Raw genomic sequence first — 17,195 nt, forward strand, 5'->3', positions numbered from 1 at the left:
CCGGAGGCGAGGAGGACACCATGGACGAGGAAGACTCCACCGGCCGGCGAGCGCAGTTCGCCGACGAGGTCCGGTCCGCGCGGCCCGACCTCGCACTGCTGTGTCTGCTGGTGGGCGCGGAGGCCGACCCGCTGCTGGGCCGGCACGGTATCGACGCGGCCCAGATCGAACTGGACCGACTGGCCGGGCTGCTGCCCTTCGGGATCACCCGGGCCCGGGACTGGGCGCAGGCACTGGCCGAAGTCCTTGGCGTACGGAACGGCTTCAGGGGCAGTGCGGGCGACTACCGGCGTCTGGAGTCGTCACTTCTGCACGAGGTGCTGCACCGCCGCCGGGGCCTGCCGATCCTGCTCTCGGTGGTCTGGATCGAGGTGGCCCGGCGAGCCGGTGCGCCGGTGTACGGAGTCGCTCTGCCGGGCCATTTCGTGGTCGGCTTCGGCCACCCGTCGGACCCTCCGGAGCGGCAGGTCCTGGCCGATCCGTTCGACGGCGGCCGACTGCTCACCGGGGAGGACGCGGGCCTGATGGTGGCCGGCGCCACCGGCGCGCCGCTGGATCCTGCCACGCTCGCTCCGGCAGATCCGCCCGCGATCGTGCTGCGCATTCTCCACAACATCCGGGCCTGGGCCGCTGCCCGGCCCGAGCGCACCGACGTACAGCTGTGGGCGATCGAACTGTCCCTGCTGCTGCCCGCCCACCCGGCCAGGCTGCGCTACGAACGCGCCCGGCTGCTGGTGGAACGCGGCGAGTTCCTGCGCGGGGCCGCCGAGATGGAGGAGTACGCCGAGGTGGTCGCGGCGGTCGAGCCGGACACCGCGGAGACGATCCGCGGGCGCGCCCGGTCCGCGCGGGCCATGCTCAACTGACCCCGCCGGTACGGGCGTACCGGCCCGGAGTGATACCCACCACCCGCTTGAAGTGCCGTGTCAGATGGGACTGGTCGTAGAAGCCGGTGGCCAGGGCGACCTCGCCGGGCCGCTGCCCGTCGAGCAGCAGTCCGCGGGCGCGGTCGACCCGCCGGGACATCAGGTACTGGTGCGGGGTGATGCCGAAAGCGCTGCCGAAGGCGCGCACCAGATGGGTGGGGTGGGCGTGCACCAGCATTCCGGCCTCGTCCAGCGTCACCCCCTCGACCAGCCGCTCGTCGATGAGCTCACGCAGCGCGCGGGCGACGCCGGGGTCACCGTCCGGCGGGCGGGCGGTGAGCCCCGGCCGCAGATGTCCGCGCAGCCGCTCGCCGATCAGCGCGAGACGGCTCTCGGCCTCCAGCTCGTCGCCGGGGCGCGCCAGCGCCGTGTGCAGTTGGCCCACCCGTCGCCGGAGTACCGGATCCGCCAGATCGGGCCGGTCCACCGCCGCTCCGATGAAGCCTGCGTCCAGCTGGGTCATGTCCAGATAGAGCACCCGCTTGCGGAAGCCCTGCGGGGTCGCGGGTGACCCGTTGTGCGGCACCTGGGGCGGGAGCAGGGACACCGTGTCGCGCGGGGTGCCGTGCTCATGACGGTCCAGGTCGTAGCGGACCGCTCCGTCGTCGACGATCAGCAGCGTCCAGGCGTCATGGACGTGCATGGGATAGGTGTGCTCGGTGAAGCGGGCATGGAAGACCTCCACGACACCCGCGACCGGCGGGCGCCATGCGGAGATCTGCTGCCGGGCCACCATGCAAGGAACGTACAAGACGGCGCGGCGGGGCAGGCCGCAGTCTCGAGGCATGAGAACCGAGAACGCCCCGGACACCCGGCGCGATGACGCCCCCGTCCGCTTCGACACCAAGATCGCTGTGCTGCTCCGCGACGATCTGGAGACCTGGCAGCGGCTGAACGTGACGGCCTTCCTGGTCAGCGGTCTCGGGCCCGCGGTGCCCGAGGTGATCGGCGAACCGTACGCGGACGCCGACGGCACCGCCTATCTGCCGATGTTCCGGCAGCCGGTGCTGGTCTTCGAGGGCAGCAAGGAGACCCTGACGGCCGCGCACGGCCGGGCCCTGTCCCGCGCCCTGCCGAGGGCGGTCTTCACCCGTGATCTCTTCGCCACCGGCAATGACCGCGACAACCGCGCCGCCGTGGCGGCGGTGGGCGGGGCACAGCTCGACCTGGTGGGGCTGGCCGTGTACGGGCCGCGCAATGCCGTGGACAAGGTGCTCAAGGGTGCCCGGATGCACCCCTGAGCCGGTACAGGCGCAGCCGCGGTGCAAGGACGGCCGGTGCGGCCACAACCCCCATGCGGGGACGGGCGGCGGGTGCGGGGCGGCCGGTGGAGGGACGGCGGCCGTCCACCGCGTGCCTCAGAGCCAGCCCTTCTCCCGCGCGATGCGTACCGCCTCGGCGCGGTTGCGCGCCGTCAGCTTCTGAATGGCGGTCGAGAGGTAGTTCCGGACCGTGCCCTGGGACAGGTGCAGGGCGGCGGCCAGCTCCGCGTTGGTGGAACCGTCGGCCGCCGCGCGCAGCACATCGCGCTCGCGGTCGGTCAGCGGGTTCGCCCCGTCCGAGAGGGCCGCAGCCGCCAGGGTGGGGTCGATGACGCGTTCGCCTGCCAGCACTCTCCGCACCGCCGATGCCAGTTGGGACGCCGGGGCGTCCTTGACCAGAAAGGCGTGGGCGCCCGACTCCATCGCGCGGCGGAGATAGCCGGGGCGGCCGAAGGTGGTGAGGACGACGACCTTGAGCGCGGGAAGCTCGCGCTGCAGTACCGCTGCCGCTTCGATACCGGTCATACCCGGCATCTCGATGTCGAGCAGGGCGACATCCACGGCACCGGCGCGTGCGGCGGCCAGCACCTCGTCGCCGCGGGCCACCTGGGCGACGACCTCGAAGTCCGGTTCCAGACCGAGCAGCGCGGCGAGGGCCTCCCGGACCATGGACTGGTCCTCGGCGAGCAAGAGCCTGATCATGCCCCGGATCCTATGGGGACCCGCACGGTGAGTGTGAAGCCCCGGTCGGCCTCCGTGCTGAGCGAGCCGCCCACTGTGAGCAGGCGTTCCGTCAGACCGGTGAGACCGTTGCCGTGAGCGGCGACGGCGGCGTTCCTGCCGTCGTCCCTGACCCTGAGCTCGCAGCGGCGGCCGTCGAGGGTCTGGCGTGCGGTGAGCGTGACCGTGCAGTGCCGGGCCCCGCTGTGGCGCACCACGTTCGTGATGCCCTCCCGCAGCGCCCAGGCCAGCACCGTCTCCTCTTCGGCGGAGAGCCCGTCGACATCGCACTCGGGTGGCACGTCCGCCGTGATTCCTGCCGCCGCCAGCGCGGTACGGGCTCCGGCCAGTTCCCCCGGCAGGGTCGGGCGGCGGTATCCGGTGACCGCCTCCCGCACGTCCGTCAGCGCCTGCCTGCTGACCTGCTCGATATCGGCGACCTGCGCCGCCGCCATGTCCGGGCGGTCCGGCAGCATCCGGCCGGCGAGTTCGGACTTGAGGGTGATCAGCGACAGCGAGTGGCCGAGGAGGTCATGAAGGTCACGGGCCATCCGCAGGCGCTCCTCGTTCGCGGCGAGCTGGGCGACCGTGGCGCGGGCAGCTTTCAGCTCGACCGTCGTACGCACCAGTTGGCGCACCCCGGTCATCGCGAATCCGCCCAGCAGGGCAGGGACGAGCAGCGGGACGGCGTCCTTCACGACGTGGGCGTCGGGCAGCGCGAGCAGGCACATCAGCGCGGTGACACCGAGGATGGCCCAGGAGGCGGTCCGCAGGGGCAGTACCGCCCCGCAGCTCACCGCCACGTACACGAAGAGGACGAGCCACGCGGAACCGAGAGCGAGGGCGAGTCCGAGGGCGAGCAGACCCAGGAACGCCAGGGCCCCGTAGACCGCCCGCGGCGAGAGGGTGCGGGCGGTCTGCCGGAAGACCAGCACCAGGTAGGCGGCGACGAAGACGGCCAGCCCGGTCCAGCCGGAAACCTCCTGGACGGTGCTGCGGCCGCCGTCCAGGAGGTCGTCGACCGGGGCGCTCATGAAGATCAGCCAGATGCCGATCCAGAGCATCTTGGCACCGGCCTGCCGGATGTTCGACGGCACCCTGCCGATGCCGACGACGCGTTCCTCGTTCACGCCTTCAGTGTGTCCTTCCGGTACAGCCAGGCGGCGCCGCCGGCGAAGAGCAGGAAGTAGACGAAGAGGATGCCGACGTCCTTGGCATGCGGGGAACCGCCCAGCTCGATGGACTGGCCGAGGGCGGCGTACGCGTGCGTGGGCAGCCATTCCGCGATGTTCTGCAGCCACTGGGGGAAGATCGAGGTGGGCATCCAGAGGCCGCCGAGGATGGAGAGGCCGAAGTAGATGATCATCGTGATCGGGCGGACCGCGTCACCGCTGGCGATGTAGCCGATCGCGACGCCGAGCGCGGCGAAGACCAGGCTGCCGGCCCAGATGACACCGGTCAGGGCCAGCCACTGCCAGGTGTCGAACCGTACGTGCTTGGCGGATGCGGAGACCACGAAGACCACGACGATGCAGGGCAGTGTCACCACTCCCGCGCTGGCGATCTTCGCCAGCACATAGCCACGGCCCGGCAGCGAGGTGAGGCGCAACTGGCGGACCCAGCCCTTCTCGCGTTCCTTGGCGATGCGCTCGCTGTTGCCCATCAGTACGGCGGTGAGCGCGCCGAAGGAGGCCATGGCGACCACGTAGAAGTTCTGCAGGGTCAGATCGGTGCCGGCAACCTTGGCGGTCGACGACTGTCCGCCTGCGATCAGCAGGTAGAGCGCCGACGGGTAGATGACCGAGAAGAACATGAACTTCTTGTTGCGCAGCGTTCTGGCGATCTCGAGCTTGATCAGGGTCCTCATACTGCTTTGGCCTCCTCGGCCTCCGTGATGGCGACGAATGCCTGCTCCAGGCCGAGACCCGCGACTTCGAGGTTGCGGGGGAAGACTCCGAGTCCGTAGAGCGCGTGCACGGTTGCGTCGGCGTCCGTCGACTGGATACGGACCGTGCGGCCCGACCCCGCGGCTGAGCCGTTGCCGGAGACGGTGAAGGCGGTAAGGAAGGGGAGTCCGCGCAGTTCGGCCTCGTCTATGACGCCTTCGAGGTCGAAGGCGATCCGGCGGGCGCCGGCCTTCGCCTTGATCTCCGAGGCGGTGCCGTCGGCCAGCAGCCGGCCCTTGTGCAGGACGAGGACGCGGTCGGCGATCGCGTCGGCCTCCTCCAGGTAGTGGGTGGCGAAGAGCACCGTACGGCCCTGGTCGGCCTGTTCCCGCATGGTGGCCCAGAAGGCCTGGCGCGCGGAGACGTCCATCCCGGTGGTCGGCTCGTCGAGGACGATCAGATCGTTGTCGCCGGCCGTGGCCAGGGCAAAACGGACTCGCTGTTCCTGGCCGCCGGAGAGCTTGTTGACCAGGCGGTCGCCGATCTGGCCGATCCCGGCGCGCTCGAGCACCTCTTCGACGGGGCGGGGATGGCGGTGCAGATCACAGGCCAGCTTCACCAGTTCGCGTACCTTGACCTCCTCCATCAGCCCGCCGCTCTGCAGCATCGCGCCGACCCGGCCGTCCCTGATGGCCTGTTCGGGGGTGGTGCCGAAGATCCGCACGGTGCCCGAGTCGGCGTTGCGGAGGCCGAGCAGGAGATCGAGGGTCGAGGACTTGCCCGCTCCGTTCGGTCCCAGGAGTGCAACGGTCTCACCGGGGTGCAGTTCGAGCGAGAGCCCGGCCACGGCGTGGACCTGGCCGTAGCTCTTGTTCACATTCTCGAAGCTCACCACCGCGGTGGGAGCGCCTGTCGTCGTCATGGAACCAGGTTGCCGCACCACGGCCCCCCGGTGGCAGAGCAGCTTGTCGTGGATCGGCGATGACAGATGTCATGGCGGATGCGTGACACGGGTCCGGGCATGACAGGACCCCTGACCGGCACTTCGGTCAGGGGTCCTGTCGGACGGTTCGGCCGGCTCGGACCGGTGGGCCCGGACCGGTGAGCTGAGCCGCGGGCTCGGTACGGTCAGCTCGGGTCGAGCTCGATCGTGGCCGTGCGTTCCACCGAGGTCTTGCCGAGCAGGGCGGTCTGCATGGCGTGCGCCACATCGTCCGCCGTGACCTGGTGCTTCTTGCCGTCGCCCTTGGTGATCATGATGCCGTCGAAGACCCCGTCGAGCAGCTGGGTGATCGCCGGCTTGTCGTAGTGCTCGACCAGCCTGCCGTTGACGGCCTGCATGGAGAGGATCTTCGGCAGTGAGCGCTCAGGGCCGAACTGGATCTGCTTGGCGCCTGCCTTGATCGTGATCAGACCGGACATCGCGGGCTTCGCGAACTCCTTCATCGCCCGGTCGATCTCCGCCTGGCTTATGGTCGGCTGCCGGGACACGACCGGCAGGACGACGGTGCGCCCCGAACCGGTCTGCACCTGGCTGCGGTACGCGTCCCGCACGGCGACCATCGACCTGTTGACGTCCAGTGCCTTGCCCGCCTTGCCCGGCACGGCGACCGCCTTGCCCGGCTCGAACTTGACCGTGCCCTCCGAAGCGGAACCGGAGACGCCCGACAGATCGGTCAGGGCGACGCTCAGCTTCTCCTCGTCGGTCGGCAGGATCGGGTCGACGACGCGCTCGCCCCCAAAGAGCGAACCGATCACCGAGACCGGGTTGTAGTCGCTGCCCGCCGCTTGGCGCACGGTCGCCTGGGTGTCCAGGGAGAGACCGGCAGCGGCCGGCTTCAGCTGGGTCTTCCGGCCGTCGACGCTCAGCGGGATGGGCGCGTTGACCCACTTGCCGAGAGCGGTGTCGAGCTTGTTGACCGCCTCGTCCCTGGTCCCGCCGCCGATGTCCACACCGAGGACGGTGGTGCCCTTGGGCACGTCGGAGTGGTTCATCAACAGGCCGGCTCCGTAAGCGATCCCGGCCAGCACCACCAGACCGCCGACGGCCGGCCCCAGCTTGGCGCGGCGCTTCCTGGCGGGCGCGGCAGGCCGGACCGGAGCGGGTCCGGGCGACGGAGCGGCCACGGCGGGGTTCGGCGAAGGCGCCGGGGTGTACGGCGAAGCACCGTCGGACGGCCGGGACTTCGGATCGGGTCCGCCGGCGGGTCCTGGCGGGAACGGCGTACGGCGGTCCGGCGGAACCACCGGGATGCCGCTGTTCAGAGTGTGCCCCGAGACATTGCCGCCCGACGGGCCGAACGGACCGTCCTCGTCCTGACCGCCGGATCCCTGCGGCACGGGCCCCCGTTGTCCCGGCGGGAATTCCGTGGCCGGCAGCTGCGGTGTCAGTACGGCGGTGTCGTCGGACATCGGCGGCGGAACGGCACCCTGAGAACCGGTCGGACGGGTCTCCAGCGGCGGCTTCAGCGAAGCGGTGCCGGTGACCGGGCCGGTGGTCGGACCCGAGGGACCGGCGCCGCCGTCACCCGGACCACGCAGCGGGGACTCCGAGAAGTACGGCAGGTCGGGGCGCTTCCCGCCGGTGGGCGCCACGGGAGCGGGTACCTCCGGAGATGCGGCAGGTCCGGAGGGGGCCGCGGGCCTGCGCGGCGCGAACCAGTCACTGGTCTGCCGCTCGGCCGCCGCTTCCTCGGCCACCGGCTCCGGCTCGGGCTCCGGAGGGAGGTGTGTCGAACCGGTGCGCTCCGGATCGGGTCCGTCGGCGATGTTGCTCTGGCCCATGGGCGTACGCATCACGACCGGCGGGATCGGCCGCGAGCCAGGGATGTTGATCCGGATACGCGTGGTCAGCGTGGTCTCGGTTCTGGGCTCATCCGGCTGCGGCTCGGGGGCCGGAGCCGGGGACGCGGCCTCCTCCGGAGACTGGCGGGTTCCGTACGGCGGCGTACCCGAGGGGTACGCGGCCCCGCCACGCCCCTGGGGGCCGGTGGACGAACTGTCAGTTTCACGACTCAAGGCAGGTTCTCCCGGTTGGCTCCGCCGCCCGTTCTTACTTGTGCGGGAGGTTCGGCGGCGCGCACCACCATACTGGCCGCGGCGCGATGGCACCCCATGCCCATGGGAATGAAAGCTTCCGACCTTGCGGCGAGTGCCTCCGGTTCATCGGGCGAAGCGGCACATCACTTACCAGGTCGGGCGGATTCGGCACCCGGCCCAGGTGGCGTCCGCACGGTGGCACAGATCACAGCGGCCACCATGCCGCCGAGCAGGAAGACATAGGAGCCCACCCCTGCGCCGAAGACGAAGTCACCCTCGGGGCGGGTGGCGGTCAGCAGGATCACCGCGACCAGCCAGCCGAGGGCGGGCGCAGCCACTCCGATTCCGGTACCCGTGACGGTTCTGCCGCCGTAGAAGACCGCTGCCGCGCCGAGCAGGGCGAGCACCAGACCACCGGGGAGCCAGCCGGCCTGCACCAGCGCGCCGGCGACGCCGGTCAGCGCGCCGAGGACGAGCAGCCCGAAGTAGGCCGCGATCCGGACCGCGTTCACGGGTCCCGCAACGCCACTTCCACCCTGGTTCGTACTCATATGTCCGCTCTCATCGATCTGCATCCGTCCGCTTTCGCGTGCCTCAGTCACCGGGACACCGCACCCTCAGGCGTCCGCTTCCGGGACTCCGGCGAAGAGATCAGTCTCGCGCCCGCCCTGAGGCGCACCCGAGGCGCCCCGCACCAATTCGTAGTACTCCCGCACGAAGAGCGGCTGCCCCAGGTCGTTGGAGAGCGCGAAGAAGGGGCCGTCCACCGCGATCTGGCTGGCGTGCGCGCGCATCGCCGCCGACTTGGCCGCGGCGAAACCGGCGCCGTCGATCTCCGCGGTGATCAGCGCATCGTCCACCACACCGGGCACGTCGCCGACGTCCGCGATCCCCGGGAAGCCGGCACCCGCGGCCCGCAGCCGCGCGAAGCCCTCCTCGACCACCGAACGGGGCACCCGGTTCCAGTAGATCTTCCCGATCGTGTGGGGCTCGCCGAGGTCCTGCCGGTGGGCACGGTCGCCCGCGAGCTCCGCGGCGCGCATGGCGACGCGGTGAGCCTGGATGTGATCGGGGTGGCCGTAGCCACCGTTCGGGTCGTAGGTCACCAGCACCTGCGGCCGCAGCGACCTGATCACCTCGACGAGATGATCCGCCGCCTCGTCCACCGGGGTGTTCCAGAAGGCGCCCTCGCGGTGGTTCTGCTCGACGCCCATCATTCCGGAGTCCCGGAACCTGCCGGGGCCACCGAGAAAGCGATGGTCCTCGACGCCGAGCTCCCGCATCGCGGCGGCCAGTTCGCCGATGCGGTGCTCCCCCAGGCGGTCCTCCCTGTCGGACGCCAGATGGGCGAGCGCGGGCGGGATGACCTCACCCTCCTCGCCCAGCGTGCAGGTGACGAGGGTGACGTGGACACCTGCCGCCACGCAGGCGGCCATGGTGGCACCGTTGTTGATCGACTCGTCGTCGGGATGCGCATGCACGAAGAGCAGGCGCCGGGCAGGGAGATCCGTCATGGGAACAGCCTACGAGCCGCTCCCGGACGGACGGACATTCAGAACTTGATACCGCCGATCATCCCCGCCACGTTGGTGGTCAGGTCGTGGATCGTGGGCGCCACGGACGAGCTGGCCAGATAGAAGCCCAGGAGCGCACAGACCACGGCATGTCCGGCTTTGAGCCCGGACTTCCTCACCATCAGCACGACGATGATCGTCAGCAGCACCACCGCCGAGATCGAGAGTGCCATGACGGTTCACCTCCACATGCGTACGTTCCAGGGGCATGACCACAACTGCCAGTAGCGTCATACCCACCTAGCGCTACGGATCATAACTATCCGGGGCCGTGCATGATCGGTGCACGGCAGCACGAGGGGCGCATGCCACACGCTCCCGACAACATCGAACGGCAATTGCCCGCGGTCTGATATCCGCGTCCGCGGACAGCCCGTAGGTTCTGTCCATGACGTCGAAACAGCTGTCCTTCCCGCGCCAGTTCGCCAGGACCCAGCGCTTCTCGCTGGGAGCGCCGCGCGCCTTCACGGTGTCGCCCGACGGGAACCGGGTGATCTTTCTCCGCTCTTCCTCCGGCACCGACCGGGCGAACCGGCTCTGGGTGCTCGATCTCGCGCAGGGCGCGCGGGAGCGCCTCGCCGCGGATCCGGACACACTGCTCGGCGGAACGGCCGAGGATCTCTCACCCCAGGAGCGGGCCCGCAGGGAGCGCAGCAGGGAAGGCTCGGCCGGCATCGTCGGGTACGCGGTGGACGCGGCAGCCGAGCTGGCGGCCTTCGCGCTGTCCGGACGGCTTTTCACTGCCGAACTGCAGGCCGGGACCACCCGGGAGATTCCGGTGCGCGGGCCGGTGCTCGACCCCCGCCCCTCGCCCGACGGCCGGCGCATCGCCTATGTGAGCGGGGGCGCGCTACGGGTGGTGGAGGCGGACGGAGCGGCCGACCGGGCCCTCGCCGAGCCCGGGGATCCGTCTGTCACCTACGGCCTCGCCGAGTTCATCGCCGCCGAGGAGATGCAGCGCTCGCGCGGTTACTGGTGGTCGCCGGACTCACAGTGGCTGCTCGTCGCGCGGGCGGATGACGCCGCGGTGAAGCGCTGGTGGATCGCCGATCCGGCGCATCCGGACCGGGAGCCGGCCCAGGTCGGCTATCCGGCGGCCGGGACCCCCAACGCCGAGGTGCGGCTGTTTCTGTACGCCCTGGACGGAGCCTGCACCGAGGTGGTCTGGGACCGTGCCCGGTATCCGTATCTCGCTGACGTGCACTGGTCCGCAGGCGGGGTACCGCTGCTGCTGGTGCAGGCGCGTGACCAGCGGAGCCAGCTGTATCTGGGGGTCGACACGGAGTCCGGCTCGACCCGCAAGGTCCACGTCGACGAGGATGCGACGTGGCTCGATCTGCACCCCGGCGTACCGGCCTGGGCGCCGGCCGGTGGTCTGGTGCGGATCACCGACGAGGGGGGCGCACGGGTACTGGCGGTCGGTGACCGGCTGCTGACCGGGCCGGAGTTGCACGTGCGGGCGGTACTGGACATCTCGGTCGACGACATCCTCGTCTCCGCGTCCGCCGGTGAATCGGCCCCCGATCCGGAGACCGGCGAGATCCATGTCTACCGGGTCAACGAACTCGGTGTCGCACGCGTCTCGGAAGGGGCCGGGGTGCACGCTGCGGTGCGCTCCGGTGGCGTGACCGTCCTGGTTTCCTCCCGTCCCGGGCTGCCGGGTGCGACCGTACGGGTCCTGCGGTCCGGCAAGGAGGTGGCCACGATCGCCTCATATGCGGAGAAGCCGGGACTCATCCCCCGCGTGAACCTCACACTGGGGGGCGCACGCAGAATTCCGTGCGCCGTCCTGCTCCCCACCGGCCACCAGGATTCCGACGGCAGGCTCCCAGTGCTGCTCGACCCCTATGGAGGGCCGCACGGACAGCGGGTGGTCGCCGCGCACAACGCGTATCTCACGTCCCAGTGGTTCGCCGACCAGGGTTTCGCCGTGATCGTGGCGGACGGCCGGGGCACCCCGGGCCGCTCCCCGGCGTGGGAGAAAGCGATCAAGGACGACTTCCCGCTGACCCTCGACGACCAGATCGACGCCCTGCACGGCCTCGCCGAGCAGGGTTTCCCGCTCGACCTCGACCGGGTCGCGATCCGTGGCTGGTCGTACGGCGGCTATCTCGCGGCGCTCGCGGTACTGCGCCGCCCGGATGTCTTCCACGCGGCCGTCGCGGGCGCCCCGGTCACCGACTGGCGGCTGTACGACACCCATTACACCGAGCGCTATCTCGGCGACCCCGACGAGCGGCCGGAGGTGTACGCGGCGAGTTCGCTGGTCACCGACGACGGACTCTCCGCGCCGGAGAACCCGGCCAGGCCTCTGATGATCATCCATGGTCTGGCGGACGACAACGTGGTCGCCGCCCACACCCTGCGGCTCTCCTCGGCCCTGCTCGCTGCGGGCCGTCCGCACGAGGTGCTGCCGCTGTCGGGGGTCACTCATATGACACCCCAGGAACAGGTCGCCGAGAACCTGCTGCTGCTCCAGGTGGACTTCCTCAAGCGGTCCCTGGGCCGGCCGGCACCGTCCGGGAAGCCGTAACACGGCCCCGGGAGGCCGTGGACCCTGGTGACGCCCGCCGACCGGCGGCCGTCACCAGCCGGGCGGTGGCGACGAGGGCGGCGGCGGACCGTAGCCCCCGCCGCCCGGCCCGGCGTGGCCGTAGCTCCCCGGCCGCGGCCGGAACGGCAGGGCCCCTCCGGCTCCCGCGCTGTCGCCGCGGCCGGCCAGCACCAGCAGCACCACCACTCCCGCCAGCAGGTCGAACAGCCCGCCGGCGATGGAGAGCTGCTCCCGCAGCCCCCGGTCGGCGAAGTGCGTGAGCAGATCGAGGCGCAGCACGAGGGAGAGGCTGAGCGCTCCCGACGCGGTCAGTCCTGCGGCCGCCACAAGACCCAGCGGCCGCGCGAACGGAGCGCGGGCGAAGGCCCCGACCGCCGCCACCAGGCAGAGCAGCGCCATCAGCACGCTCAGCCAGCCTGCCGGGATCCCGAGCAGTGGCATGAAGATCCCCGCCTCGCCCGTGAACCGGTGGGCGTACGCCGCCGCGCTGACGCCGAGTGTGGTGCGCACCCAGTAGATCTCCCAGCCCGCCCCAGCCGCTCCGGCGAGGGCCAGCAGCACACCCGCCGCGACACCGGCGCCGCGCACCGGCCCGGCCGGCAGCGCCTCGTGCGGGCTCTCGGCGGGACGGCGCCCCGCCGAAGCGATGATGACCAGCGCGAGCGCCCCGGCGATGGCGACCAGTGTGGACAGCACCGCACGGAAACGCAGTTCGTCGGACGACCAGTGGCTCATCCAGTCCGCGTTCTGCACCCAGAGCCCCGGCAGCCGCAGCATCGCGGTGATCACTGCGGCCGACACGAGTGCAGAGCCCGCGACGGAGGAGCGCAGCGCGGCCACCGCGGTGAAGACGTACACCACCACAAGCATCAGGTCGTAGAGCGTGGTGGTCAGAAAGGCCTGTGTCTCACCGGAGGGGCCGGCCTCCCAGAACCGCCACAGCTGGACCGGCCCATCGGCTGTGGTGAGGTCCCTGACGATCCAGGAGACGGCGGTCAGCGCCAGCAGGACGCAGATGACCGCACCGGCGATCCGCGCACCGCGAGTGAGTATCACGCCGTGATAATCCACTGCGGCACAGGGGTTGAACAAGAGGAACAGCGAGACGTGTGCGACGTCCGGCCGCCCGCGGACCGCCGGTCCTCAGGGCTGCGCTTGAGGCGACTCCGGCGGAACGACCTGCTTCTCCTCGGCGAAGTGGCACGCCGAGTCATGATGCACCGGGCCCTCCACCAGCCGGAACGCCTCGGGCACCGCCAGGGCGGGCACCTCCAGTGCGCACCGCTCCTGCGCCTTCCAGCAGCGGGTGCGGAAGCGGCAGCCCGACGGCGGGTTGGCCGGTGACGGCACATCACCGGAAAGGATGATCCGCTCGCGCCGCTCCCGCGCCTCCGGGTCGGGCACCGGCACCGCGGAGAGCAGCGCCTGGGTGTACGGATGGGTGGGATGGTCGTAGATCTCCGCGTCCGAGCCGACCTCCACGATCCGTCCCAGATACATCACGCCGACCCGGTCCGAGATGTGCCGCACGATCGACAGGTCGTGGGCGATGAAGACATAGGCGAGGTTGAACTCCTTCTGCAGCCGGTCGAGGAGATTGATGACCTGCGCCTGCACCGACACGTCGAGCGCGGACACCGGCTCGTCGGCCACGATGATCTCGGGGTTGAGTGCCAGACCGCGGGCGATGCCGATGCGCTGGCGCTGGCCGCCGGAGAACTGGTGCGGATAGCGGTTGATGTACTCCGGGTTGAGCCCGACGACATCGAGCAGATCCTGCACCTTGCGGCGCCGGTCCCCCTTCGGCGCCACCTCCGGGTGGATCTCGTACGGCTCCCCGATGATGTCGCCCACCGTCATCCGGGGGTTGAGCGAGGTGTACGGGTCCTGGAACACCATCTGGATGTTCCGCCGCACGGCCTTCAGCGCCCGCCCGGAGAGTTTGGTGACGTCCTCGCCCTTGTACCGGATGGTGCCGGCCGTCGGCGCCTCCAGGTGCACCAGCATCCGCGCGACGGTCGACTTCCCGCAGCCGGACTCCCCCACGATGCCGAGGGTCTCCCCCTGCCGGAGCGAGAACGAGACGCCGTCGACCGCCTTGACCGCCCCGACCTTCTTCTTGAAGAGAATCCCCTGGGTGAGGGGATAGTGCTTGACCAGATCACGGACCTCGAGGATGTGCTCGCCGTTGCCGGCGAACGCGGTCTCCGCGTGCGACTTCGCCATCAGGTCACGCGCGGCCTCCTCGCGCGCGCCCTTGCTCCCGGGGCGATCAGCGTGATGTGCGGGCATCGAGCGTCTCCTTCCAGAAATGGCACGCACTCCGCCGGTCCCCGGACACCTCGTACAGTGGCGGCACATCGGTGCGGCAGACGTTCTGGGCCATCGGGCAGCGGGGGTTGAAGGCGCAGCCAGGTGGAATGTGCAGGAGATTGGGCGGCAGCCCCTTGATGGCGTAGAGCTCCTGGCCCTTCTGGTCCAGACGCGGGATCGATTCGAGCAGGCCCTTGGTGTACGGATGCGCGGGCGCCCGGTAGATCTCGTGGACGGGGGAGGTCTCGACGATGCGTCCCGCGTACATCACCGCGATCTTGTCCGCGACATCTGCCACCACCCCGAGGTCGTGGGTGATCAGGATCAGCCCCATGTTGAACTCCCGCTGGAGCTCGGCGAGGAGATCCATCACCTGGGCCTGGACGGTCACGTCGAGGGCCGTGGTCGGCTCGTCGGCGATGATCAGGTCTGGCTCCAGGGCCAGCGCCATGGCGATCATGATGCGCTGGCGCATACCGCCGGAGAACTGGTGCGGGAACTGCCCGACCCGTTCCTTGGCCGCCGGGATGCGCACCGTGTCCATCAGCTCGACCGCCCTGGCCCTGGCGTCCTTGCGGGACATGCCCATGTGCACGGTGAACATCTCACCGAGCTGTTCCCCGACGCTGAGCACCGGGTTGAGCGAGGAGAGCGCGTCCTGGAAGATCATCGCCATCCTGGCGCCACGGACCTTGCGCCGCTCCTCCTCCTTGAGCTTCAGCAGGTCCTGTCCCTGGAAGATGATCTCGCCGCCCGCGATGCGTCCGGGAGGAACGTCGAGAATTCCCATGATGGCCTGGGCCGTCACCGACTTGCCCGAGCCCGACTCACCGAGTACGGCGAGCGTCTCGCCGGAGTCCACCGTGTAGTCGACCCCGTTCACGGCCTTCGCGACCCCGTCTCGGGTGTGGAACTCCACGTGCAGATCGCGCACTTCGAGCAGCATGGTCCGGACTCCTCAGCGCAGCTTGGGGTCGAGGGCGTCGCGCACCGCGTCGCCCAGCATGATGAAGGCGAGCACCGTGACGGCCAGCGCCCCGGCGGGCCAGAGCAGCATGTGGGGGGCGTTGCGGATGTACGGGGATGCGGCGGAGATGTCGATGCCCCAGGAGACGGTGGGCGGCTTCAGACCGACGCCGAGGTAGGAGAGCGTCGCCTCCAGCGAGATGAAGGTACCGAGCGCGATGGTCGCCACCACGATCACCGGGGCGACCGCGTTCGGCGCGATATGGCGCAGCAGCATCCGGGAGTTGGAGGCACCGAGCGCCCGCGCGGCCTGCACGTAGTCGTTCTGTTTGGCGGTGATGACCGATCCGCGCGCGATACGGGCGAGCTGCGGCCAGCCCAGCAGCACCATGAATCCGACCACCGGCCAGATCGTGCTGCTGGTGACCACCGACAGCAGCACCAGGCCGCCGAGTACCACCGGGATGCCGAAGAAGATGTCGGTGATCCGGGACAGGATCGCGTCACCCGCCCCGCCGTAGAAGCCGGCGAGCCCGCCCAGGAAGCTGCCGAGGAGTGCCACCCCGACGGTGGCGCAGACACCGACGGTCACCGACTGCCTTGCCCCGTAGACCGTGCGGGTGTACACGTCGCAGCCCTGTCCGGTGAAGCCGAACGGGTGTCCCGGCTGGGCTCCCTCCTGGGCCTTCGCGAGGTTGCAGGAGAGCGGGTTCTGGGTGGCGATCAGCGAGGGCCAGATCGAGATCACCACCAGGAACAGGATGATCAGTGCCGAGATGATGAAGATCGGGTTGCGGCGCAGGTCTCGCCAGGCGTCGGACCAGAGACTGCGTGCCTTCTCGTCGGGACCGGGGCCGCCCGGGGCGTCCGGCGGGCCCTCCAGGGTGGCGCCCTCGCTGGTCGCGAGGTCCATGGGCCCCCCCGCCCCGGTCGGGGCGATGGCTCGCTCGGGATTCTGGGGCTCAGGCATACCGGATCCTCGGGTCGAGAACGGCATAGAGGAGGTCGACGACCAGGTTCGCCACCAGGAAGACGATGACCAGGATGGTGACGAAGCCGACGACGGTCTGGCTGTTCTGGCGGACGATGCCCTGGTAGAGCTGGTAACCGACGCCGTGGATGTTGAAGATGCGCTCGGTGACGATGGCGCCGCCCATCAGCGCGCCGATGTCCGTACCGATGAACGTCACCACCGCGATCAGAGAGTTGCGCAGCAGATGGCGGACGATGATGCGGTGCCTCGGCAGGCCCTTGGCCACGGCGGTCCGTACATAGTCGGCGCGTTTGTTCTCCGCGATCGAGGTCCTGGTCAGCCGGGTCACGTAGGCCAGTGACACGGAGGCCAGCACCAGGCCGGGCAGGATCAGTTCGTTCAGCGGGGCCTCCGGCGAGACCGCGGGCTCGATGATCTTCCACTTCACCCCGAAGAGCAGCTGGGCCAGCAGCCCTGTGACGAAGGTCGGGACCGAGATGACCAGCAGGGTGAGCAGCAGCACACCGGAGTCGACCGGGCGGCCGCGCTTGAGCCCGGTCAGCACCCCCAGCGTGACACCGATGATGATCTCGAAGACGATCGCCACCAGCGTGAGCCGGATGGTCACGGGGAAGGCGGAGCGCATCAGCTCGGTGACCTTCTGACCGTTGAACGCGGTTCCGAAGTCACCGGTGAACACATTGCCCATGTATGTGAGGTATTGCTGCCAGACCGGCTTGTCGAGGCCGAGCTCCTTGCGCAGCTGGGCGGCGGTGGCGGGATCGCAGCTGCGGTCTCCGCAGAGCCCGGCGACGGGGTCACCCATCACGTTCACCATCAGGAAGATCAGCATGGTGGCACCGATGAAGACCGGGATCATCTGCAGCAGACGCCTGATCACATAACGTCCCATGAAGGGCTCCGGGGGTCGTCGATGGAAGGTGCGCGGCCCGGCACCGCTCGGGCGCCGGGCCGTACTCCT

At 70.1% G+C, this 17,195-nt stretch carries 17 protein-coding genes; 3 read left to right on the top strand and 14 right to left on the bottom strand.

Annotated elements, in window-relative coordinates; all coding sequences use genetic code 11:
- The first annotated feature begins 20 nt into the window (after positions 1-20).
- Positions 21-866, top strand: coding sequence for a transglutaminase-like domain-containing protein (locus OHS16_RS10320; protein WP_328536880.1), 846 nt, complete (start codon positions 21-23; stop codon positions 864-866).
- On the opposite strand, the gene OHS16_RS10325 is transcribed toward OHS16_RS10320, so the two are convergent.
- Positions 859-1,662: a helix-turn-helix transcriptional regulator gene (locus OHS16_RS10325; protein WP_328536881.1), complete on the bottom strand. Its 804-nt coding sequence runs from the start codon at positions 1,660-1,662 to the stop codon at positions 859-861. The genes OHS16_RS10320 and OHS16_RS10325 overlap by 8 nt on opposite strands.
- A 49-nt stretch (positions 1,663-1,711) precedes the next feature.
- Here OHS16_RS10325 and OHS16_RS10330 point away from each other — a divergent pair, with 49 nt between their 5' ends.
- Positions 1,712-2,167 carry a DUF2000 domain-containing protein gene (locus tag OHS16_RS10330; protein ID WP_328536882.1) on the top strand — a complete coding sequence of 152 codons (456 nt, stop codon included), beginning with the start codon at positions 1,712-1,714 and terminating at the stop codon, positions 2,165-2,167.
- A 117-nt stretch (positions 2,168-2,284) separates the two neighbouring features.
- On the opposite strand, the gene OHS16_RS10335 is transcribed toward OHS16_RS10330, so the two are convergent.
- From OHS16_RS10335 to OHS16_RS10370, 8 genes are all read right to left on the bottom strand, one after another.
- A complete protein-coding gene (locus OHS16_RS10335) occupies positions 2,285-2,890 on the bottom strand; it encodes a response regulator transcription factor (protein WP_443042589.1) in 606 nt (201 codons plus the stop codon).
- On the bottom strand, positions 2,887-4,038 hold the full coding sequence (locus OHS16_RS10340) for a sensor histidine kinase (protein WP_328536883.1): 1,152 nt from the start codon (positions 4,036-4,038) through the stop codon (positions 2,887-2,889). The genes OHS16_RS10335 and OHS16_RS10340 overlap by 4 nt, the downstream gene beginning before the upstream one ends.
- Positions 4,035-4,775 carry an ABC transporter permease gene (locus OHS16_RS10345; protein WP_328536884.1) on the bottom strand — a complete coding sequence of 247 codons (741 nt, stop codon included), beginning with the start codon at positions 4,773-4,775 and terminating at the stop codon, positions 4,035-4,037. The genes OHS16_RS10340 and OHS16_RS10345 overlap by 4 nt, the downstream gene beginning before the upstream one ends.
- Entirely contained in the window at positions 4,772-5,716 is a 945-nt protein-coding gene (locus tag OHS16_RS10350; protein ID WP_328536885.1) for an ABC transporter ATP-binding protein, read from the bottom strand. The genes OHS16_RS10345 and OHS16_RS10350 overlap by 4 nt, the downstream gene beginning before the upstream one ends.
- Positions 5,717-5,922: 206 nt before the next feature.
- The gene (locus tag OHS16_RS10355; RefSeq protein WP_328536886.1) at positions 5,923-7,812 is read right to left on the bottom strand and encodes a hypothetical protein; all 1,890 of its coding nucleotides are present in this window, start codon (positions 7,810-7,812) and stop codon (positions 5,923-5,925) included.
- A gap of 164 nt (positions 7,813-7,976) precedes the next feature.
- Complete coding sequence (locus OHS16_RS10360; RefSeq protein WP_328536887.1) at positions 7,977-8,384, bottom strand: DUF6113 family protein; 408 nt, start codon at positions 8,382-8,384, stop codon at positions 7,977-7,979.
- Positions 8,385-8,450: 66 nt separating this feature from the next.
- A complete protein-coding gene (gene mshB / locus OHS16_RS10365; RefSeq protein WP_328536888.1) occupies positions 8,451-9,347 on the bottom strand; it encodes an N-acetyl-1-D-myo-inositol-2-amino-2-deoxy-alpha-D-glucopyranoside deacetylase in 897 nt (298 codons plus the stop codon).
- Between the two features lie 38 nt (positions 9,348-9,385).
- Entirely contained in the window at positions 9,386-9,580 is a 195-nt protein-coding gene (locus OHS16_RS10370; protein WP_328536889.1) for a hypothetical protein, read from the bottom strand.
- A gap of 215 nt (positions 9,581-9,795) precedes the next feature.
- Here OHS16_RS10370 and OHS16_RS10375 point away from each other — a divergent pair, with 215 nt between their 5' ends.
- On the top strand, positions 9,796-11,940 hold the full coding sequence (locus OHS16_RS10375; RefSeq protein ID WP_328536890.1) for a S9 family peptidase: 2,145 nt from the start codon (positions 9,796-9,798) through the stop codon (positions 11,938-11,940).
- A gap of 51 nt (positions 11,941-11,991) precedes the next feature.
- On the opposite strand, the gene OHS16_RS10380 is transcribed toward OHS16_RS10375, so the two are convergent.
- From OHS16_RS10380 to OHS16_RS10400, 5 genes are all read right to left on the bottom strand, one after another.
- The gene (locus OHS16_RS10380) at positions 11,992-13,017 is read right to left on the bottom strand and encodes a hypothetical protein (RefSeq protein ID WP_328536891.1); all 1,026 of its coding nucleotides are present in this window, start codon (positions 13,015-13,017) and stop codon (positions 11,992-11,994) included.
- An 87-nt stretch (positions 13,018-13,104) separates the two neighbouring features.
- On the bottom strand, positions 13,105-14,187 hold the full coding sequence (locus OHS16_RS10385) for an ABC transporter ATP-binding protein (protein ID WP_328540790.1): 1,083 nt from the start codon (positions 14,185-14,187) through the stop codon (positions 13,105-13,107).
- Positions 14,188-14,233: 46 nt separating this feature from the next.
- The gene (locus OHS16_RS10390) at positions 14,234-15,220 is read right to left on the bottom strand and encodes an ABC transporter ATP-binding protein (protein ID WP_328536892.1); all 987 of its coding nucleotides are present in this window, start codon (positions 15,218-15,220) and stop codon (positions 14,234-14,236) included.
- A 12-nt stretch (positions 15,221-15,232) separates the two neighbouring features.
- The gene (locus OHS16_RS10395) at positions 15,233-16,210 is read right to left on the bottom strand and encodes an ABC transporter permease (protein WP_328536893.1); all 978 of its coding nucleotides are present in this window, start codon (positions 16,208-16,210) and stop codon (positions 15,233-15,235) included.
- Complete coding sequence (locus tag OHS16_RS10400) at positions 16,203-17,126, bottom strand: ABC transporter permease (protein ID WP_328536894.1); 924 nt, start codon at positions 17,124-17,126, stop codon at positions 16,203-16,205. Before OHS16_RS10400 ends, OHS16_RS10395 begins: the two co-directional genes overlap by 8 nt.
- Positions 17,127-17,195: the final 69 nt, after the last annotated feature.

The sequence above is a fragment of the Streptomyces sp. NBC_00344 genome, from assembly GCF_036088315.1.
Lineage (GTDB): Bacteria > Actinomycetota > Actinomycetes > Streptomycetales > Streptomycetaceae > Streptomyces.